Source organism: Erythrobacter cryptus DSM 12079, from assembly GCF_000422985.1.
GTDB lineage: Bacteria > Pseudomonadota > Alphaproteobacteria > Sphingomonadales > Sphingomonadaceae > Erythrobacter > Erythrobacter cryptus.
The window spans coordinates 147731-166066 of sequence record NZ_AUHC01000005.1; the positions used below are offsets into that span (position 1 = coordinate 147731).

Sequence of the window (18336 nt, forward strand, 5' to 3'; positions counted from 1 at the left end):
CCCGGCTTGTCAAGCGCGCCGGAGCTCAGGGATAGAGGTAATCGCGGGTGATCGGCAGGGCGTGGCGGCTGCGCACATACTGGATCTGGTAATTGCCCATGCCGCCATGCTCGAACACCGTGGCCGCCCCGGCGAGATAGAAGGTCCACATGCGAAAGAAGCGCGCGTCATACAGGGCGATGATCTTCTCGCGGTTGGCCATGCAATTGGCATACCAGCAGCGGATGGTCTTGGCGTAGTGGAGCCGCAGGGTCTCGATATCGGCGGCGATCAGGCGCACCTTCTCGCTTGCCGTGACGATCTCGGAGAGCGCCGGGATATAGCCGCCGGGGAAGATATATTTGCGGGTAAAGGCATCGGTGGTGCCCGGAACGCCGAAGCGGCCGATGGTGTGCAGCAGCATCACCCCATCGTCGGCGAGCATCTGCGCGCAGGCGGCAAAGAAGGTGTCGAACTGCGCGCGCCCGACATGCTCGAACATGCCGACCGAGACGATCCGGTCGAACCGGCGGCTCGCGGCGGCGGTATCGCGATAGTCCTCGATCAGGATGGTGACCTTGTCGGCCAATCCGGCCGCGCGCACCCGCTCGCGCGCGAGCGCGGCCTGTTCCTCGGACAGGGTGATGCCGGTGACGCGGACATCGTGGTGCCTGGCCAGATGGATCGCCATGCCGCCCCAGCCGCAGCCGATGTCGAGCACCTCCTGCCCCGGTGAAAGGTGCAGCTTGCGGGCGATGTGGGCAAGCTTGGCGGCCTGGGCCTCGCCCAGCGTGGTGACGCCCTCGGCCCAATAGGCGCAGGAATATTGCCAATGCTCGGCATCGAGCATCAGCGCATAAAGCTCATTGCCGATGTCGTAATGATGGGCAACGTTGCGGCGCGCGCCGAGGCGGCTGTTGATCTGTTCGGCGGCAAAGGCGGCGCGGTTGACGAGGCGCTTCAAGCGCCGCGGCGGGCCGATCTCCCCGCCCTTGTCCCAGGGGTTGTTGGCGCGCAGCAGGCTGACGAGGCCCATCACGTCGCCCTCCTCGATCACCAGCCGCCCGTCGATGAAGGCTTCGGCCGCACCAAGGCGCGGATCGGTGAGGATGTCGCGCGGCACCCGGTCATCGGTGAAGCGGATGATGATATCGGGAAAGCCGGGTGTTTCGACGCCGTGGGTGGTGGCGCTGCCATCGGCATAGACGACGCCGAGCCGCCCGTGCCGCACCGCGCGGGCGAGAAAGCGATCGAGAAGGGCCTTGCTCATGGTTTGTTTGCTGCCACCTCTGGAGGGAAGGCTCTGGCCTTCAAGGCCTAGCGCAAGCGGGCGGCCTGGCCAATGCTTTGCGCCCGGCCGCCGTCAGATCCCGGCATACCACTGGTAGCCGGCGACATCCTCCCAGAACCCGCCCCTGCCCTCGCCGATCGCATCGAGGCTGGCGACCGCCTCGATCGCGGTGAGATACTTGGCGTGCTTGTAGCCCAATTGCCGCTCGACGCGCAGCCGCAGCGGCGCCCCGTTCTGCTCGGGCAGGGGCGCGCCGTTGAGGCTGTGGGCGATGATGGTCTGCGGATGATAGGCATCGACGAGGTCGATGCTCTCATAATAGGGGCGGCCATAGAGCGTGTCGGCGCAGCGCAGCACGATGAAACGCGCCTCGGGCTTGAGCCGGGCGGCATCGAGCAGGCGGGAAAGCTGCGGCCCGGTCCATTCGCCGATCGCGCTCCAGCCCTCGACGCAATCGTGGCGGGTGATCTGGCGGCGCTGGGGCAGGGCCTTGAGCGCGGCAAGGCTCAATGCCAGCGGGGTTTCCACCAGCCCGCGCACTTCCAGCCGCCAATCGGGAAAGCCGCGGGCGAGCTGGTCCTGATAGAAGGGGTCGGCCACCGTCACCGAGCCATTGCCGCGGAACGTGGGCGAGCGCTCGGAAGGGGCATATTCGCGGACCAGCGCCTGGCGGGCAGCAAGCGCGCGGTGGAGCGCGCGGTGCCCCTCCTCGGCCACGCGCATCAGGCTGCGCCCCGTCTCGCTCTCGGCGATGCGCGCACAGGCCCCGGCGCCGAGCGCGGCGATCCCGGCGATGAGGGTGCGGCGCGGCAGATCAACCATGGGGCGCTCCTTCAAGCGGCGGCGCGGCGGCCGCCGGTGACCATCTCGAGGATCAGCCGCCCATTGGCGAGCGCCAGCAGGATGTGGATGACAAAAAAGCCGAAGATCGCCCAGGCAGTGAGGAAATGCAGCGAACGCGCGCTCTGCCGTCCGCCGAGCAGATCGACGAGCCAGGGGGCGACCGGCTCGAACCCCGGGCTGATCGCCAGGCCCGTCAGCAGCATCAGCGGCAGCAGCACGCCAAGGACAAGGCCATAGAGGATCTTCTGCACCGGGTTGTAGCCCGCGCCCGCCGCGTGCCCGCCCGCACGGTGGGCCTGAAGCGAGGCGCGCAGCGCCGCCGGGGTCCAGTCGCTCGGGCGGGTGGCGAGATCGCGGCGGAAATGGCGGTTTGCCAGCATCGCTGCCCAGATGAAGGCAAGCCCAAGCCCGAAGGGCCAGGCGGCAAGGATGTGCCAGTCGCGCGCCGCGGCAAGGTTGTAGTGGCCGGGGATGGTGGCCCAGCCCGGAAACTTCACCACCTTGAGCCAGGCATCGCCGGGGGCAAAGCCGTAATCGCCCCAGTAGAGATAGGGGTGGGCGTTGGAGATGTTGAGCCCGCTCATGAACAGCACGATGATGGCACCGGCGTTGATCCAGTGCCACAGCCGGGTGGAGAGCGCGTGCTTCTTCACGCCGCGCCCGACCGCGCCAGCCAGATCACGTCGCGCGGCTGATCGAGCAGGTGCTGGCCGCTGTCGATAAACAGGCTCTGCCCGCTCGCCAGCGCACCGCCGGCAAGGAACAGCGCCGCCGCGGCGATCTCGTCAGCCCCGGTCTTGCGGGCGAGCAGGTTCATGCGGTGCGAAATCTCGGTCTCCTCCTCGCGCTGGTCGTGGCTCGCCAGCACCGCGCCGGGCGCGAGGCCAAAGATGCGGCTCCCGCTGAAGGCCGCGCTCTTGGCCATCATCCCGATGGTGGCGGCAAGCGCGTGCTTGGACATGGTGTAACTGAAGAAATCGGGGTTGGTGTTCTCGATCTTCATGTCGGTGATCTGGATTACCACCCGCGGCCCCCGGCTGGCCGCGTGGGTGAGGAAGGCCTCGGCGATCCTTGCCGGGGCCAGCGCATTGACCTGCATCGCTTCGCGCCAGATCGTGGGATCGAGCGCTCCCCCAACGTCATAGCGGAACACCGAGGCCGAATTGATGAGGCAGCGCCAATCGGGCAGGCGCTCGGCGAGCGCGCGGATCGCGGCGCAGGCGGCCTCATCCTCGGCAAGGTCGAAGCCGATGGTCTCGGCCGAGGGCAGGCTGGCGGCGAGCGCGGCGGCGGCGCTGGCGGAGGAGCGGTAATGGATGACCACGTGCCAGCCCGCCGCGGCAAAGCGGCGCACGATCGCCGCGCCGATGCGGGTGGCCCCGCCGGTGACGAGCACGGCTGGGCGGGTCATGTCTCAGGGCAGGCACAGGCGGGCATGGCCACCATGGCTACCAGCGGCGCGCCGGCGGGGCAATCGGGGAGCCGCAGCGGTGCCATCACGCCCTGACGCCGCCAGCCGGGTGGCTGACGGCGCCTGGTCGCCTGGAGGGCAGCGCGCCGCTCAGCGGCAGCGCACCTCGCCCCGGTCGATCTCGCGGCCGAGCAGCCCGCCGCCGACCGCGCCGAGAATGGTGCCGAGCGTGCGATCGCCGCGGCGGTCAACCTCGCGCCCGATGAGCGCGCCCACACCCGCGCCGATCACCAGGCCCACGGTGCCATCGTCGCGGCGGCAGCGCCAGCGCCCGTCGTCACCGCGCCACACTCGGTCACGATAGCCGAGGCGGCGGCCACGGTCCCAGCGGCGGTCATCCCAACGCCGGTCGCCCCAGCGGCGATCGTCCCAGCGCCGATCATCCCAGCGCCGATCATCCCAGCGCGGGCCATAGGCGGCGGCAGGGTCGAGGATCGCCTGGCCCGGGGCATGGCCGGCAAGGGCGGCGGTGGTGACCGGCGGAGCGGCCGGAGCAAGCGCGGCGGCCGCGGCCGGCGCACCAGCCAGCGCCAGCGACCCGGCGGCGGCAAGAAGGGCAAGGTGCTTCATGGTCTGTTCCTTATCCAGCGGCTCCCCGTTGGAGCACGCCGCTTATCGTTCAGCTTACGCGAACGCTGGCTGAACAGCACGGTCAGGAAACAGCAGGATTCGTTCAGATTGGGCCGCTTCGCGATGAACCGTGGCTCAGGCGCGTTTGGCTGCCGCCTTGGCGCGCAGGGCGGGGCTGAGCGCTTCGAGCACGGCGAGGGCGGCATAGTCCGCAGCGCTCCCCTCGCCCGCCACCAGCGCGCGGAACACCCGCGCCACGCTCCATTCGCCGGGCCCGAGCGCGACCCGCTCGAGCCGGTCGCCCGCTGCGACTGCGCCGGTTTCGATCACCCGGAAATACCAACCGCAGCGCCCGGTTGCGATGATCTTGGCGACCATGCCGGAGCGGGCGAAACGGTGCTCGATCTTCCAGCACGGCGCGCGCGGGCGGCTGACCTCGATGAGCGCGGTGCCGCAGCGGAAGCGATCGCCGATATGAACCATCTCCTCGGTGAGGCCGGCAACCGCGAGGTTCGAGGCAAAGCCGCCCGGCTCGGCCAGCAGCGGATGATCGCCAATCTCCTTGCGCCACCAGGCGTGGTGATCGAGCGGGTAGAGATGGAGCGCCATCTCCGGCCCGCCATGCACGCGCCGGTCGGCCTGCGCATCAGGGGCAAGGCCATCGGCAAGGATCTGCACCGCGCCCGCGCGCGGGCGCTTGGCAAAGGCGCTCAGCTGCGCGCCGTGGAACGGGCGGGGGGTGCCGGTGCACACCGCTTCGATCACCCAGCGGCTCATGCCTTCCTCACGGTAAGGGCAATCCAGTCGCGCGCCACCCCGTCGAACCCGCCGGCCTCGAAGCGCTCGGCCTCGTGGATCGTCCAGCCCGGCACCGCACCATATTGCGCGCGCAGCCAGGCTTCGTCGGGGAAGTTGTAGAGCCGCCCGAGCGCATCGCGCCCCTCGCCGTCTCCTAGCTTGTAACTGGCAAAGAACCAGCCGCCCGGAGCCAGCGCCCGCGCGATCCGCCCAAGGATCGCCGCGAGGCCCGCGCGCGGGACGTGGAGCAGGCTGGCATGGGCCCACACCCCCGCATAGGCCGCTTCGGCAGCAAGCTCGTGGAAGGCCATCACCCTTGCCCCCACCCCCCAGCGCGCGTTGGCCTTGGCCACCATCGCCGGGGCCGCATCGGTGGTATCGAGGGCAAAGCCGCGCGCCTTGATCCGCGCCGCATCGCGCCCGCCGCCACAGCCCAGCTCAAGCACCGCAGCGCCTTCGGGCAGGCGATCGAGAAAGGCATCGAGCCGGTGGCTGTGGCGTTCGCCGAAATGGAGCACATAGTGCGGCGCGCGCGCCTCGTAGAAGGCGATGGTGGCCGGATCGCTGGCCCGCGCTTGGGGCTCGTTCACGGCACGCGCTTCTCGATCGGCATGACGTTGTATGCGCGCACCTCGTCCTGCGAGAGGCAATAGCGGGTGGAAGGGTTCTCGGCGCTCCTCACCGCCTGCTGGCGATACATGATGTCGGTGAGGAGCTTGCGGCTGATCCCCATGCGGATGAGGAAATCATTGTCCTCGCTGGCCAAGAGCGCCGAGGATTGCTCGATGCTGGCGATATATTCGGTGGTCGCCTTGCTGCCCTCGATCACCACTTCGTCGATCGCCGCGCGGTCGGTGGTGTGGGTGAACATGTGCACCATGAAGATGCCGCCCTCGTCCACCACCCGGCGATCCCCGCCCATGAACACGAAGTTGCAGGCCGAAAAGCACGCCCAGCCGGAAGGGATGCGGGTGAGCATCCCGCGATAGGAACGGATGATCTTGCCCGCCTCGTTGCCGGCCCCGGCATTGCCCCCGCGCGAGCGCAGCCAGATCTCCTCGATCTGATCATCGGCCTCGATCGCCGCCTTGAGCCTTGCGGGAAGGCTGGCATCGATGGTGCCCTCGGCCAGCAGCACCTTCTTGCCGCCGCGCACCGCCGGGGTCAGCGTCATTGCGCTTGCCGGGCCGAAATCGGGATTGGCAGGGCAAGTGGGATTTTCCGGGTCCATCTTGCCGGCGCCGGTCAGCAGCCCCAGCGCAGCAAGGCCAAGGACGATCCGCCGCGCGCGCATCAGGCCACGATCGCATAGCGCGCCGATCCCGGCGTCCGGCACATGCGCTTCTCGGCGCGGGTCTCCTCGCCCGAGATGATCACCACGTCGGTCACGGTGATGCAGTCAAGCTCGCTGGTCGATGCCTCGCGCGCGGTGACGGTGGAACTGCCGCGCACGTCCTCGCGGCTGTTGGATGTCCACGAGGCGCTCGATCCCACCGCAGGGCGCTCCCCGTCGGCGCCGCTGCGGGTGGCGGTGAGCGTCGCCTCGGCGGCCTGTTTCTGCTCCTCGGGGTCAAGCCGGCATGCGATGCTTTCGGTCAGCTGGTCGGAAAAGGCGGGCACCGGCACGAAGGAAGGCAGGCGCGCGCCGCGCAGCGTCTCATTCACCACCCCGCCGAGCAGCCCGCCGATCACGCCGCGGCCCTTGTCGCCCTTCTTGCCCTTGCCGCAAGCATCGGCCTTGTCAGCCCCGCGCTTGGCATTGCCGAGGATGCCGCTCAGCTGCGCGCTCGCCGGCATGGCGCCAAGCGCCAGGGCCGCACAGCCGAGCGTGAGAGCAAGCCGCGAAACGAAACCGGCCAAGGCCATCTTCCCCCTCGGCGCCAAGCTACGCCTCGGCACGCCCGCGGTCAATCGCCGCCGACACCGGCCGGCGCAGCCTCACGGTCGCGCGCCGCACGGCTCTTCTTCTCGGCGGCGGTTTTCAATTGCCCGCAGGCCGCATCGATGTCGCGCCCGCGCGGGGTGCGCACCGGCGCGGAAAAGCCGCCTTCAAACACGATTTCGGAAAAGCGGCGGATGCGCTCGGGGCTTGAACATTCATAGCCCGAGCCGGGCCAGGGGTTGAAGGGGATGAGGTTGACCTTGGCCGGCAGATCATAGGCCTTGAGCAGGCGCACCAGCTCGCGCGCATCCGCGTCCGAATCGTTCTTGTCCTTGATCATCACATATTCAAAGGTGATGCGCCGGGCGTTGCTCGCCCCCGGATAGGCGGCGCAGGCGGCAAGCAATTCCTCAATCCCGTATTTGCGGTTGAGCGGCACCAGCTCGTCGCGCACCTCCTTGCGCACCCCATGGAGCGAGACCGCAAGATTGACCCCGATCTCCTTGCCGCAGCGCTCCATCATCGGGATCACCCCGCTGGTCGAAAGGGTGATGCGGCGCTTGGACAGGGCCAGGCCATCGCCATCCATCACCAGCCGCAGGGCATCGCGCACATGCTCGAAATTGTAGAGCGGCTCGCCCATGCCCATCATCACGATATTGGTGAGCAGGCGCCCATCGGCGGTGTAATGGCCCGCCTCGTCGTCCTCATCCGCATCATCGGCAGCGCTCGCCATGGTGCCGCGCGGCCATTCGCCCAGCGCATCGCGCGCCAGCATCACCTGGCCGACGATCTCGCCCGGCGTGAGGTTGCGCACCAGCCGCATGGTGCCGGTGTGGCAGAAGCTGCAATTGAGCGTGCAGCCCACCTGGCTTGAGACGCACAGCGTGCCGCGGGTCTCATCGGGGATGAAGACCATCTCGAAATCGTGCCCGTCATCGGTGCGCAGCAGCCACTTGCGGGTGCCGTCGATCGAATGCTGGGCCTCGATCACCTGCGGGCGGCCGATCACGAAGCGCTCTGCCAGCCAGGGCCGCATCGGCTTGGCGATGTCGGTCATGCCGGCAAAATCGGTTTGCCCACGGTGATAGATCCAGTGGAACACCTGCTTGGCCCGCAGCCGGGCCTGGCGCGGATCGAGCCCGGCCTCCTCGAACAGGGTGGCGATGCGCGGGCGCGGCAGGCCGACCAGATCGATGCGCCCATCGGCGCGCGGGGTGATGTCGCGCGCGGCGGGCACCGGGTCAACGAGGCCCGGGATGGTCATGAGAGCGGTATCGGCCATGGGTGGGCGGCCATATAGGCGCGATTGGCGGGTTTGACCAGTCAGCCCCGCCGGGCGCAGCCGAGCGTGGCCGCATCGATCGCGCTCGCCGCCCCGGCAAGGGCATAGCGATCGGTAAAGCCGCCGCCCGAAACGCGCATCCGGCTGCCCGCGCGCAGCGCGGCGATGATCGCGGCATCCTCGCGCGGCCCCGGTGCCCAGGCGTTGCGGCCCTTGGCGATAAGCGCAAAGCGCTTGTCGCCGATATCAAGGCGCAGCGCCGCCTTGTCCGCCACGGCACGCGAAAGCACCAGATGCACGCTGCCGCGCACCTTGCGCTCGGGCCAGGTGGAAATGGTGGCATAGGCGAGCAGAGCGGCCCCATCGGCCTTGCGCGGCGCGCCTTCGGCCTTGGCGATGGCATAGCAGCGCAGGGGCTTTTCGTCGCGGAAGGCGGCCCAGCCGTCATAGACGCCAAGGCTCTCGCGCGCGGCCAGCGGCGCGGCGAGCGCCAGCAGCAGCAGCGGGAAAGGCCTAATCATAGGCAATCGCGATCACCTCCCATTCGCGCGTCCCCGCAGGCAGGGTGACGGCCCGCAGATCGCCCACCCGTGCCCCGCGCAGCGCCCGGGCGAGCGGCGCGTTCCAGCCGATCCGGCCCGCGGCGGCATCGGCCTCGTCATCGCCCACCAGCTGCACCACCAGGCGGTTGTCATCCTCATCGGCAAGCTCGACCCGGGCGCCGAAGAACACCCGGCTGCGATCGACCGGCGTTGCCGGATCGATCACCCGCACCGCCTTCATCCGCCGGGCAAGGTGGGCAAGCTCGCGGTCGATCTCACGCAGCTTCTTGCGGCCATAGATATAGTCGCCATTCTCGCTGCGATCGCCATTGCCCGCCGCCCAGCTGACGATCTCGACCACAGCCGGGCGTTCGACGGCAAAGAGGTGATCATAGCGCGCCTTGAGCGCGGCAAAGCCCGCAGGGGTGATCGGCGATCCTTGCGGCTTCATGGCGTCAGCTGAGGAAGGCCTCGATCGGGCGCGGCAGCCCGGCTTCGGCCGGATACATGTGCGAATAGGTTACGGCATTGCCGATCACCCGCATGATGTAATAGCGGGTCTCGAAATTGGCCGGGATCTTCTCGATCCAGGTCACCCAGTCGATCTCGCCCCGGCGCGGATCGCCGTTCATGCGCAGCCATTCGTTCACCCGCCCCGGCCCGGCGTTGTAGGCCCCCACCGCCAGCGGATAGGCGCCGCCGTAATAGCTCATCATCCGGGCGAAGAAGGCATCGCCGAGCTGGATATTGTATTGCGGCGCGGCGGTGAGATCGGCGGCGAGATAGTTGATCCCGAGCTTGCCGGCCTGTTCGCGCGCGGTGCCGGGCATGAGCTGCATCATCCCGCGCGCGCCCGCGTGGCTCACCCGGGTGCGATCAAACTCGCTTTCCTGCCGGGCGATGGCGTGCACCATCACCCAGTCGTTCACCCCCGGCGGGGTGGGCACGGTGGGAAAGCCGATCCGCTCCAGCCCGGCAAGCCCGTTCTCGCCCGCCTTCATCCCCAGCACCACGGCCATCTCGTCAAGCCCGGTCTCGCGCGCCAGCATCGCTGCCATAAGCATCTCGGTGGGGGTGGCAGCCTCATCGCCGAGCGCCTCGAAGAAGCGCCGCTCGGTGCGCCAGTCGCGGCGATTGGCGGCAAGCGCGCGGATCGCGCGCACCAGCGGGCGGGCCTCGAAGGCGGCGCGGGTGGCGGCATCGATCGTCACCTGCGGCAGGGGGGCAAAGGTGGGCATGGGCCGGCCGAGCGCAGAAAGGGCAAGCTGGCCATAGTAATAGTCGGGCCAGCGCGCGGCCATGTCGAAATAGGCCCGCGCCGCCGCCTCGTTGCCCGCCTGGCGCGCGGCCCGCCCGGCCCAGTAATAGCCCTTGGCCTTGGTCAGCGGGGTGCGGGCGGCATCGCCATAGCGCTGGAACAGCGGCGCCGCGGCCGCGCCATCGCCCAGATCCCACAGCGCCCGGGTGCCGGCGAGCCACATCAGATCGGTGTAGCGATCGCGCAGGGTGAAGCCCATCGCCGAAAGATCGGTGCCGGGGGCGAAGATGTCATCGCTGCGCGCGGCAAGGTGCACCGCCGCGCGCGCCGGCACCGCCTTGGCGATGGCGAGAAGCTCGCCGACAAAGGCCTCCGCATCGCGCGCCGGGCGGGCAAAATCGGGCCGCTCGGCAAAGACCCGCGCCGCCTCGGCGCTCTGTCCGCTCATGCGCAGGAAGCGCACGAGATTGAAGACATAGCCCGGATCGGCCTCGGCCCCGGCGGGGAGAGTAAGCCCGGTGGCTTCGGGCCGGGCCCCGCGCAGGAGCGCGAGGCGGGCAAGGAAGATCGGCCGATCGGCCTCGGCAAGGTTCATCACCTGGCGCGAGGCGGCATCAGCCTCACCCTGCCAGAGCAGCGCATCGATCCGCGCGGCGTGATCCTCGGCGGTGAAGGCGCTGCCATAAAGCCCGGCAAGATAGACCTCGACCGCATCGCTCATGCGCCCGCCGCGCCAGGCGCGCCGCGCCTCCTCCATGGCCTCGCCCCGCCCCAGCGCGGCGAGCGCCAGGGCATAGCGCGCCCGCGCCGGATTGGTGAGCGGCGGGTGGGCATCGAAGAAGCGCACCAGCTCGGCCTGCGTGGGCGCGTCGCGATCGAGCGCGGCCTCTGCCCGCTGGCGCAGGATCTCGCTGCGCGGGAAGCTGGGCCATGCCAGCAAGAATCCGGCATAATCGGCAAAGCCATGTTCGCGGCTAGCCTGGAGCACCTCCCAGCGGGCGATCGCCGCATCGATCGCTGCCGGGGCGCGGGCCACGAGATTGTCGGGCGAAGGCGCGCCAAGCGCCTGCGCTTGTGCCGGCGCCGCCACACCCAGCCCCGCCAGCAGCCCGAGCACCGCAACAATCCGCCTGTATTTCATCAACTTGCGGACCATGCTGGACATAGTGCCGATCGGCTCCTTATCAGGCGCTGAACACGAGAGGGGTGCAGGCGGCGGGGGATGCCGCTTCCTGCACCCTATCTAGGGCTTTTGGCAGGAAAATGGCAATGTTCAGCGGTTCCATCCCCGCTCTGGTGACCCCTTTTCGCGGCGGCGCGTTTGACGAGGTGGCCTTCCGGCGGCTGGTCGATTGGCAGATCGAGAATGGCAGCGCCGCGCTGGTGCCCTGCGGCACCACGGGCGAGGCCTCGACCCTCTCCAACGCCGAGCACCACCGCGTGATCGAGGTGTGCATCGAGCAGGCCGCGGGCCGTGTGCCGGTGATCGCCGGCTGCGGTTCGAACGACACCCGCAACGCCGCTTTGCACATGAACTTTGCCAAGAAGGCCGGGGCCGCGGCGGGGCTGTGCGTGGCGCCTTATTACAACCGCCCGAGCCAGCGCGGGCTGATCGCCCATTTCAGCTATCTGGCGGAAAACTGCGACCTGCCGATCGTGCTCTACAACGTGCCCTCGCGCACCGTGACCGACATTCTCGATGACACCGTGGTCGAGCTGGTGCGCAAGTATCCGGACAAGATCATCGCCATCAAGGATGCCTCGGGCGATCTCTCACGCGTGGCCGATCACCGCATGGGGATCGGGCGCGATTTCTGCCAGCTTTCGGGCAATGACGAGCTGTGGCTGCCCCACGCCGCCGCCGGGGGGCGCGGGTGCATCTCGGTCACTGCCAATGTCGCGCCCCGGCTGTGCGCCGAGTTCCACGCAGCGATCGCTGCCAACGAGCTCAAGAAGGCGCGCCAGCTCAACGACCGGCTGTTCCCGCTGCACTATGCGATGTTCTCCGATGCCTCGCCCGCCCCGGTAAAATATGCGCTGAGCCGGGTGCATGACTGGATCACCCCCGAGGTGCGCCTGCCGCTGGTCGAATGTTCGGACGAGGCCAAGCGCGCGGTCGATGAGGCGCTGGTCGCCGCCGGGGTGCTGCCCGCCTAGCCCGGCGCGGCAAGGCACGGCGGCGGCTGACCGGCAGGCCCCGCTCAGCTCTTGCCGAACAGGCCCTTGGCCATGCCGAGGATGTCATCGAGCGGATTGCCGTCCTTGTCAGCATCGAGCATCGAGGCGAAACGGGCGAGCGAGCCTTCGCCGCCGATGGCGCTGACGATCTGGGTGAGGATATCAGGGCTGATCCCGGTTTTCTCCGCCGCGAGGGTCACGGTGTCGCCCTCCATCACGTGGGTCTTGCCGAGCGCGGCGATCGCCATTTCCACCGTCTTGGGATCAAGCCCGACCTGCCTGGCCAAATTGGCAACGTCATCCGGCGCGCCGCCGATGTTCTTCAGGATTCCGTCGAGAATGCTCATGGCTTCCCCCCCTTGATTCGTGGACACCCCCCAGTCTGGCGCAAGCGTGCGACAAAACAAGGAAAAAGCCCCGCTCCGGCGCGGCGCCGGGCGGGGCTCCCCTCTCCAACCAGTGAAAGGCCGCTTCAGGCCGCAACGCTCGCCGGGGCGGGCGCAGCCTGGCGCACGGCTTCATCGACATGGGCTTCGAACTGGGCGAAATTGTCGATGAACAGCTGCACCAGCTTCCTCGCCGTGGCGTCATATTCGGCCTTGTCGGCCCAGGTGCTGCGCGGATCGAGGATGGTCTGGTCGATCCCCGCCTCGGCCAGCGCCGGCACGAACACCGGTACGTCAAAGCCGAAATGGGGATCCTTGCGGAACTCGACATCGTCCATCTTGCCATCGAGCACGGCGTTGAGCAGCGCCCGCGTGGCCTTGATCGGCATGCGGTGCCCGGTGCCATACTTGCCCCCGGTCCAGCCGGTATTGACCAGCCAGCACTGCGCCCCGCCCTTGGCGATGCGCTCCTTGAGCAGGTTGCCATAGACGCTGGGATGGCGCGGCATGAAGGCAGCGCCAAAGCACGTGCTGAAGGTCGCCTCCGGCTCGGTCACGCCGATCTCGGTGCCGGCGACCTTGGCGGTGTAGCCCGACAGGAAGTAATACATCGCCTGATCGGGCGTCAGCCGCGCAATCGGCGGCAGCACCCCGAAGGCATCGGCGGTGAGCATCACCACGTTCGACGGGGCGGGCCCGAGGTTCTTTTCCGAATGGTTCGGGATGAACTCGATCGGATAGGCACCGCGGGTGTTCTCGGTCTTGCTGGCGTCGGTGAAATCGAGCTCGCGGGTCTCCTCGTCCATCGCCACGTTTTCAAGGATGGTGCCGAACATCTTGGTGGTGGCGTAGATCTCGGGCTCACCCTCGGGCGAGAGGTTGATCATCTTGGCATAGCAGCCGCCCTCGAAGTTGAAGACCGCAGTGTCCGACCAGCCGTGCTCGTCATCGCCGATGAGGGTGCGGCTGGAATCGGCCGAAAGCGTGGTCTTGCCGGTGCCCGACAGGCCGAAGAAGATCGCGCTCTTCCCATCCTTGCCGATATTGGCCGAGCAATGCATCGGCATCACCCCCTGCGCGGGCAGGAAGTAATTCAGCAGACCGAACACGCCCTTCTTCATCTCGCCCGAATATTCGGTGTTGCCGATGAGGATCAGCTTTTCGGTGAAGCTCACCGCGATCACCGTGTCGCTGCGGCAGCCATGGCGTTCGGGATCGGCCTTGAAGCTCGGCAGGTTGATGATGGTGTATTCGGGCACGAAGCTGGCCAGTTCCTCGGCCGTGGGGCGCACCAGCAGGGTGCGAGCAAACAGGCTGTGCCAAGCCAGCTGCGTGATCACCCGGACATTGAGGCGGTATTCGGGTTGCGAGCCGCCGAACAGATCGGCGACGAACAGCTCGTCCTGCTCGGCAAGGTGCTTGAGGAAATCGGCCTTGAGCGCAGCGAAATGGGCCTCGCTCATCGGCTGGTTGATCGCCCCCCAGTTGATCGTGTGCTCGGTCTCGGCATCGCGCACGATGAACTTGTCCTTGACGCTGCGCCCGGTGAACTTGCCGGTTTCCACCAGCAGCGCCCCGTGGCGCGTCAGCTTGCCCTCGCCGCGCTTGATCGCTTCTTCCACCAGCGCCGGAGTGCCGAGATTGGCGTGGAGGCGCGCGCGGGTGACAAGGTTCTGGGCGGCCAGCGGAGTAGCAAGCGAGGTCAAGTCAGGTCTCCTGAGCGTGGCGCGAAGGCCGTGGGCAAGGGCGCAAGGACCAGCATGACTGGGCGAATCCTCTGGCCGATCCAAGCTGCTCCGTAGCATCAGCGCATACGTATGCAACTGCCGGCGAACCGCTTTGCCCGTCCAGCTGCCCGACCCCTGCGGCGCATCCATAATTGGGCTTTGCCGCGGCGTCAAACCGCCTGCTTGCGTGCGCGCCGCACCGTCCCACATTGGGCACAGCCGCAAGCCCTTGTGCCCGGCAATTGTCTCGCCCGCGCATTGGCGCTAGGCGCTTGCTGGCGAGGCGCTGGCGGCGGCAAGAAAGGTGAAAGCCATGTCCGAGACCATCCCCGATCCTGCCACGCCCGCCGCCGACGGCCCCGGCGCCGCGCCACGCAAGCTGCAGATCGCGCTCGTCGATGATGATCGCAACATCCTCACCACCGTGGCGATCGCCTTGCAGGCCGAAGGCTTCGTCACCCGGCTCTACACCGATGGCGAAACCGCGCTCAAGGCGCTGCTCGACAACCCGCCCGATCTGGCCGTCTTCGACATCAAGATGCCCAAGATGGACGGGATGGAGCTGCTGCGCCGTCTGCGCGCCCATTCGCGCCTGCCGGTGATTTTCCTCACCAGCAAGGATGACGAGAGCGACGAGGAGGCAGGCCTCGAACAGGGCGCGGATGACTATATCGCCAAGCCCTTCTCGCTGCGCCTGTTGATCGCCCGCATCCGCGCCATCCTGCGCCGCGCCGAGCCGCCCGGCAGCCCTGCCCGGGCCGCGGCCACGCCCGAGGAGCCGCTGCCCGCCAGCCTCAGCCGCGGGCGGCTGTTCATGGACCCCGCGCGCCACCTCGTGACCTGGGCCGGCCAGCCGGTGAGCCTCACCGTCACCGAGTTCCTGATCCTCGAGGCGCTGGCGCTGCGCCCCGGGGTGATCAAGAGCCGCAATCAGCTGATGGACGCGGCCTATCCCGATGACGTCTTCGTCGATGACCGCACGGTTGACAGCCACATCAAGCGGATGCGCCGCAAGTTCAAGCAAGTCGATCCTTCTTTCGAGGCGATCGAGACGCTGTATGGCGCGGGCTACAGCTTCAACGATGGCTGAGGCCCCCAAGGCGGCAGACCGGCGCCAGCCCGTCGGCAATGGTGAGCAGCTGAGCGCCACCGGGCGCTTTGCGCTCACCGGGCGGATCCTCGCGGTCAACATCCTGCCGCTGCTGATCCTCGGGGGCGGGCTGTTCTACCTTGATTCCTATCGCACCCAGCTCATCAACGAGCGCTTCAAGCTGGCGCGGATCGAGGCCCAGATCACCGCCGAGGCGCTCGCCGGGGCGACGCGCGAACGGCAGGAGGCGCTGCTGGTGCAGATCGGCAAGGAACAGCGCATGCGCCTGAGGATGTTCGATGCGAGCGGGCGGCTCACCGCCGACAGCTTTGCCCTGGCCGAACCCTCGTTCCGCTTCAACGATATCAGCGATGATGACTGGAACCAGCGCTTTGCCCGCTGGCTCGACCGCACGGTTGACACCATCGTCAGCGCCGAGCCCGTGCCCGATTACGTCGAGCCTGAGGCGCAACAGGCCGATGCCTGGCCCGAACTTGCCCGTGCGCGCGAACTGGGTATCAGCCAGGTGCGCCTCTATGACTGGCGCGACGGCACCCCGGTGATCACCGCCGCGGCCCCGGTGGGCCTGCGCGGCGCCACCTTGCTGACGGTGCGCAACGCGGTGGACATCACCGAAAGCGTGCGCGCCGCGCGCACCATGCTGTTCGCAGCGATGCTGCTGGTGATGACCGCCTCGGCCGCGCTCTCGCTGTTCCTCGCGCGCACCATTGTCACCCCACTGAGCCAGCTTGCCCGCGCAGCGATGCGGGTGCGCCAGGGGCGCGAGCGCGAGGTCGAGGTGCCGCGCCTGCCGCAGCGCCGCGACGAGATCGGGCTGCTCGCCCGCGCGGTCTCGGACATGACCGCGGCGCTGCGCCAGCGGATCGACGCGGTGGACAGCTTTGCCGCCGATGTCGCGCACGAGATCAAGAATCCGCTCGCCTCGCTGCGCAGCGCGATCGACACCCTCCCGCGGGTCGAGGATCCGGCCCTGCGCGCCGAGCTCATCCGGATTGCCGCACACGACGTGCGCCGGATCGACCGGCTGGTGACCGAAATCGCCGCCGCCAGCCGGGTCGATGCCGAGATCAGCCGGGCGACCTTCGAGCGGGTCGATCTCGATGAGCTGTTCGCCAACCTCATCCGCAGCCGCGAGGAGCGCGGCCTCAATGGCGGGCGGCGGCTGGTGCTCGAAGGCGAGCGCGGCGGCCACCTGGTGATGGGGGTGCCGACCCAGCTCGAGCGCGTCGCGGAGAACCTCATCGACAATGCCGTGTCCTTCTCTCCGCCCGAGGGCCTCGTGACGGTGCGGATCGCAAGGGCGCAGCGCCAGATCATCGTCGAGATCTGTGATGAAGGCCCCGGCATTCCCCCCGAGCGGCGCGAGGACGTGTTCCGGCGCTTCCATTCCGACCGGCCCGAGGGCGAGAGCTTCGGCAACCATTCGGGCCTCGGGCTGGCGATCGCCCGCGCCATCGCCGAGGCGCATGACGGCACGCTCACCGCCGATGCGCGCCCCGATGGCCGCAATGGGGCCTGCCTCAGGCTGCGCCTGCCCGCGGCTGCCGCATGAGCGCGCATGAGCCCCCCGCGCAGCCGCTGGTGCTGCCGATGAGCGCGGTGGCGATCGCCGGGCGCGCGCTGCTGATCGAGGGGCCACCGGGCAGCGGCAAATCGAGCCTGGCGCTGGCGCTGATCGATCGCGGGGCGGGCCTGATCGGGGACGATGCGGTCACCCTCCTGCGCGCGGGCGAAGCGCTGATCGCCCATCCACCGCCCAACATCGCCGGGCTGATCGAGCTGCGCGGGATCGGCCTTGCCCGCCTGCCGCTTGCCCCGCCCACCCCGGCCGCAATGATCCTTTCGCTCGGCGGCCCGCCGCCTCCCCGCCTGCCCGAGGTGCCGCTGCCGCGGCGGGTGATCGCCGGCGTCAGCGTGCCGGTGCTCGCCTTCGATCCCGGCGCCATCGCCCCGGCGGCGCGGGCGGAGTGGGCGCTGCGGCTCCATGGCCTCGCAATCGCCCCGGCTTTTCATTCGCCCCCCGAAGCGCCAGATAGGGCGCCATGACCGCCCCCTCCTCCGCCCCCACCCCGGCAAGCCCGGCGCGCCAGCCCCTGCTGCTGGTCACCGGGCTTTTGGGCGCGGGCAAATCAACCGCGCTTGCCGCGCTCGAGGATCTGGGCTGGGAGACGATCGACAATTTCCCGGTGCGCCTGCTCAAGCGGCTGGTGGCGATGCCTGATGAGCCACGCGGGCCGCTGGCGATCGGCTTCGACACGCGCACCCGCGGCTTCGTTCCGAGCGAGATCATCGCCCTCGTCAAGGAATTGAGCGCGCGCGATGACATCGCGCTCACCTTCGTGTTCCTCGACTGTGCCGGGCACGAGCTTGAACGCCGCTACAACGAGACTCGGCGCCGTCATCCGATGGCCGCCGATCGCCCGGTGCAGGAGGGCATTGCTGCCGAGCGCGAACTGCTCGAGCCGCTGCGCCGCTGGGCCGAGGTGATGATCGACACCACCGCGCTCACCAGCAACGACCTGCAGGGAAAGGTGCGCCGGCTGTTTGCTCCCAAGGCCGAGATCGCGGCGATGACGGTGACGATCTCGAGCTTCGGCTTTGCCCGCGGGATGCCGCCGCTTGCCGATCTGGTTTTCGACATGCGCTTTCTCGACAATCCGCACTGGGTGCCGGGCTTGCGCGACCTTACCGGCCGCGATCCTGAGGTGGGCGCGCATATCGAGGCCGATCCCGCCTTTGCCGATGCCTTTGCGCGCATCCGCGATCTGCTCCTCGTGCTGCTGCCGCGCTACCAGGCCCAGGGAAAGCCCCATGTCCATATCGCCTTCGGCTGCACCGGCGGGCGGCACCGCTCGGTCTTCACCGCCGAGCGCATGGCCGCAGCTCTGCGCGAGGCGGGCTTTGCCCCAACTCTGCGCCACCGCAACCTCGCCGCGCGGCCGAGCGATGCGATCGAGGGCGACCAGCCCTAGCTGCAGCGCAAAAAACTTGGCGCTGCGGTGCAGGGATGGATTG

The 18336-nt window shown here is 68.6% G+C and carries 20 protein-coding genes; 5 read left to right on the plus strand and 15 right to left on the minus strand.

Translation table 11 applies throughout. The features are described 5' to 3' along the window. Positions 1 to 25: 25 nt before the first annotated feature. From G524_RS0105485 to G524_RS0105545, 13 genes are all read right to left on the minus strand, one after another. On the minus strand, positions 26 to 1249 hold the full coding sequence (locus tag G524_RS0105485; RefSeq protein WP_027442812.1) for an SAM-dependent methyltransferase: 1224 nt from the start codon (positions 1247 to 1249) through the stop codon (positions 26 to 28). A gap of 93 nt (positions 1250 to 1342) precedes the next feature. Beyond that, positions 1343 to 2092: a molybdopterin-dependent oxidoreductase gene (locus G524_RS0105490; RefSeq protein ID WP_027442813.1), complete on the minus strand. Its 750-nt coding sequence runs from the start codon at positions 2090 to 2092 to the stop codon at positions 1343 to 1345. 11 nt (positions 2093 to 2103) lie between these two features. Further along, the gene (locus G524_RS0105495) at positions 2104 to 2766 is read right to left on the minus strand and encodes a cytochrome b/b6 domain-containing protein (protein WP_027442814.1); all 663 of its coding nucleotides are present in this window, start codon (positions 2764 to 2766) and stop codon (positions 2104 to 2106) included. Further along, the gene (locus tag G524_RS0105500) at positions 2763 to 3524 is read right to left on the minus strand and encodes an SDR family oxidoreductase (protein WP_027442815.1); all 762 of its coding nucleotides are present in this window, start codon (positions 3522 to 3524) and stop codon (positions 2763 to 2765) included. Before G524_RS0105500 ends, G524_RS0105495 begins: the two co-directional genes overlap by 4 nt. Before the next feature lie 150 nt (positions 3525 to 3674). Beyond that, complete coding sequence (locus G524_RS0105505; protein WP_027442816.1) at positions 3675 to 4154, minus strand: glycine zipper 2TM domain-containing protein; 480 nt, start codon at positions 4152 to 4154, stop codon at positions 3675 to 3677. A gap of 135 nt (positions 4155 to 4289) precedes the next feature. Continuing rightward, positions 4290 to 4931, minus strand: a complete 642-nt coding sequence (locus tag G524_RS0105510) for an MOSC domain-containing protein (RefSeq protein ID WP_027442817.1) — start codon at positions 4929 to 4931, stop codon at positions 4290 to 4292. Next, positions 4928 to 5542: a class I SAM-dependent methyltransferase gene (locus G524_RS0105515; protein WP_027442818.1), complete on the minus strand. Its 615-nt coding sequence runs from the start codon at positions 5540 to 5542 to the stop codon at positions 4928 to 4930. Before G524_RS0105515 ends, G524_RS0105510 begins: the two co-directional genes overlap by 4 nt. After that, positions 5539 to 6246, minus strand: a complete 708-nt coding sequence (locus G524_RS0105520; protein ID WP_036857483.1) for a COG3904 family protein — start codon at positions 6244 to 6246, stop codon at positions 5539 to 5541. The genes G524_RS0105515 and G524_RS0105520 overlap by 4 nt, the downstream gene beginning before the upstream one ends. Further along, positions 6246 to 6818 carry a hypothetical protein gene (locus tag G524_RS17070; RefSeq protein ID WP_036857485.1) on the minus strand — a complete coding sequence of 191 codons (573 nt, stop codon included), beginning with the start codon at positions 6816 to 6818 and terminating at the stop codon, positions 6246 to 6248. The genes G524_RS0105520 and G524_RS17070 overlap by 1 nt, the downstream gene beginning before the upstream one ends. A gap of 41 nt (positions 6819 to 6859) precedes the next feature. Then, entirely contained in the window at positions 6860 to 8119 is a 1260-nt protein-coding gene (gene rlmN / locus G524_RS0105530) for a dual-specificity RNA methyltransferase RlmN (RefSeq protein ID WP_027442821.1), read from the minus strand. Positions 8120 to 8160: 41 nt separating this feature from the next. After that, the gene (locus tag G524_RS0105535; protein ID WP_027442822.1) at positions 8161 to 8640 is read right to left on the minus strand and encodes a hypothetical protein; all 480 of its coding nucleotides are present in this window, start codon (positions 8638 to 8640) and stop codon (positions 8161 to 8163) included. After that, on the minus strand, positions 8633 to 9112 hold the full coding sequence (locus G524_RS0105540) for a GreA/GreB family elongation factor (RefSeq protein ID WP_027442823.1): 480 nt from the start codon (positions 9110 to 9112) through the stop codon (positions 8633 to 8635). The genes G524_RS0105535 and G524_RS0105540 overlap by 8 nt, the downstream gene beginning before the upstream one ends. A gap of 4 nt (positions 9113 to 9116) precedes the next feature. Further along, on the minus strand, positions 9117 to 11084 hold the full coding sequence (locus G524_RS0105545) for a lytic transglycosylase domain-containing protein (protein WP_245561302.1): 1968 nt from the start codon (positions 11082 to 11084) through the stop codon (positions 9117 to 9119). Positions 11085 to 11188: 104 nt separating this feature from the next. On the opposite strand from G524_RS0105545, the gene dapA reads away from it, so the two are divergent. Beyond that, positions 11189 to 12076 (plus strand): 4-hydroxy-tetrahydrodipicolinate synthase, encoded by an 888-nt coding sequence (gene dapA, locus G524_RS0105550; protein ID WP_027442825.1) that lies wholly within the window; start codon positions 11189 to 11191, stop codon positions 12074 to 12076. A gap of 44 nt (positions 12077 to 12120) precedes the next feature. Here the strand turns inward: dapA and G524_RS0105555 are convergent, their stop codons facing one another. Both G524_RS0105555 and G524_RS0105560 read right to left on the minus strand, forming a co-directional pair. Then, positions 12121 to 12444, minus strand: a complete 324-nt coding sequence (locus tag G524_RS0105555; RefSeq protein ID WP_027442826.1) for a hypothetical protein — start codon at positions 12442 to 12444, stop codon at positions 12121 to 12123. Positions 12445 to 12569: 125 nt separating this feature from the next. Continuing rightward, complete coding sequence (locus tag G524_RS0105560; protein ID WP_027442827.1) at positions 12570 to 14189, minus strand: phosphoenolpyruvate carboxykinase; 1620 nt, start codon at positions 14187 to 14189, stop codon at positions 12570 to 12572. 334 nt (positions 14190 to 14523) lie between these two features. Between G524_RS0105560 and G524_RS0105565 the strand changes: the two genes are divergently transcribed. From G524_RS0105565 to rapZ, 4 genes are read left to right on the plus strand one after another with little or no spacing between them, the layout of a single operon-like run. Next, complete coding sequence (locus G524_RS0105565) at positions 14524 to 15300, plus strand: response regulator transcription factor (protein WP_027442828.1); 777 nt, start codon at positions 14524 to 14526, stop codon at positions 15298 to 15300. After that, positions 15293 to 16873 carry a sensor histidine kinase gene (locus tag G524_RS0105570; RefSeq protein ID WP_027442829.1) on the plus strand — a complete coding sequence of 527 codons (1581 nt, stop codon included), beginning with the start codon at positions 15293 to 15295 and terminating at the stop codon, positions 16871 to 16873. The genes G524_RS0105565 and G524_RS0105570 overlap by 8 nt, the downstream gene beginning before the upstream one ends. Continuing rightward, entirely contained in the window at positions 16870 to 17367 is a 498-nt protein-coding gene (locus tag G524_RS15085; RefSeq protein WP_051220928.1) for an HPr kinase/phosphorylase, read from the plus strand. Before G524_RS0105570 ends, G524_RS15085 begins: the two co-directional genes overlap by 4 nt. Continuing rightward, positions 17364 to 18293, plus strand: coding sequence for an RNase adapter RapZ (gene rapZ / locus G524_RS0105580; RefSeq protein WP_027442830.1), 930 nt, complete (start codon positions 17364 to 17366; stop codon positions 18291 to 18293). The genes G524_RS15085 and rapZ overlap by 4 nt, the downstream gene beginning before the upstream one ends. The last annotated feature ends 43 nt before the right edge of the window (positions 18294 to 18336 follow it).

What these genes read in the sequence shown, in the direction of transcription:
- G524_RS0105485 (WP_027442812.1), bottom strand. Translation starts at nt 1,249, where the DNA reads ATGAGCAAGGCCCTTCTCGATCGCTTTCTCGCCCGCGCGGTGCGGCAC.
- G524_RS0105490 (WP_027442813.1), bottom strand. Translation starts at nt 2,092, where the DNA reads ATGGTTGATCTGCCGCGCCGCACCCTCATCGCCGGGATCGCCGCGCTC.
- G524_RS0105500 (WP_027442815.1), bottom strand. Translation starts at nt 3,524, where the DNA reads ATGACCCGCCCAGCCGTGCTCGTCACCGGCGGGGCCACCCGCATCGGC.
- G524_RS0105505 (WP_027442816.1), bottom strand. Translation starts at nt 4,154, where the DNA reads ATGAAGCACCTTGCCCTTCTTGCCGCCGCCGGGTCGCTGGCGCTGGCT.
- G524_RS0105510 (WP_027442817.1), bottom strand. Translation starts at nt 4,931, where the DNA reads ATGAGCCGCTGGGTGATCGAAGCGGTGTGCACCGGCACCCCCCGCCCG.
- G524_RS0105520 (WP_036857483.1), bottom strand. Translation starts at nt 6,246, where the DNA reads ATGCGCGCGCGGCGGATCGTCCTTGGCCTTGCTGCGCTGGGGCTGCTG.
- G524_RS17070 (WP_036857485.1), bottom strand. Translation starts at nt 6,818, where the DNA reads ATGGCCTTGGCCGGTTTCGTTTCGCGGCTTGCTCTCACGCTCGGCTGT.
- rlmN (WP_027442821.1), bottom strand. Translation starts at nt 8,119, where the DNA reads ATGGCCGATACCGCTCTCATGACCATCCCGGGCCTCGTTGACCCGGTG.
- G524_RS0105535 (WP_027442822.1), bottom strand. Translation starts at nt 8,640, where the DNA reads ATGATTAGGCCTTTCCCGCTGCTGCTGCTGGCGCTCGCCGCGCCGCTG.
- G524_RS0105540 (WP_027442823.1), bottom strand. Translation starts at nt 9,112, where the DNA reads ATGAAGCCGCAAGGATCGCCGATCACCCCTGCGGGCTTTGCCGCGCTC.
- G524_RS0105545 (WP_245561302.1), bottom strand. Translation starts at nt 11,084, where the DNA reads ATGTCCAGCATGGTCCGCAAGTTGATGAAATACAGGCGGATTGTTGCG.
- dapA (WP_027442825.1), top strand. Translation starts at nt 11,189, where the DNA reads ATGTTCAGCGGTTCCATCCCCGCTCTGGTGACCCCTTTTCGCGGCGGC.
- G524_RS0105555 (WP_027442826.1), bottom strand. Translation starts at nt 12,444, where the DNA reads ATGAGCATTCTCGACGGAATCCTGAAGAACATCGGCGGCGCGCCGGAT.
- G524_RS0105565 (WP_027442828.1), top strand. Translation starts at nt 14,524, where the DNA reads ATGTCCGAGACCATCCCCGATCCTGCCACGCCCGCCGCCGACGGCCCC.
- G524_RS0105570 (WP_027442829.1), top strand. Translation starts at nt 15,293, where the DNA reads ATGGCTGAGGCCCCCAAGGCGGCAGACCGGCGCCAGCCCGTCGGCAAT.
- G524_RS15085 (WP_051220928.1), top strand. Translation starts at nt 16,870, where the DNA reads ATGAGCGCGCATGAGCCCCCCGCGCAGCCGCTGGTGCTGCCGATGAGC.
- rapZ (WP_027442830.1), top strand. Translation starts at nt 17,364, where the DNA reads ATGACCGCCCCCTCCTCCGCCCCCACCCCGGCAAGCCCGGCGCGCCAG.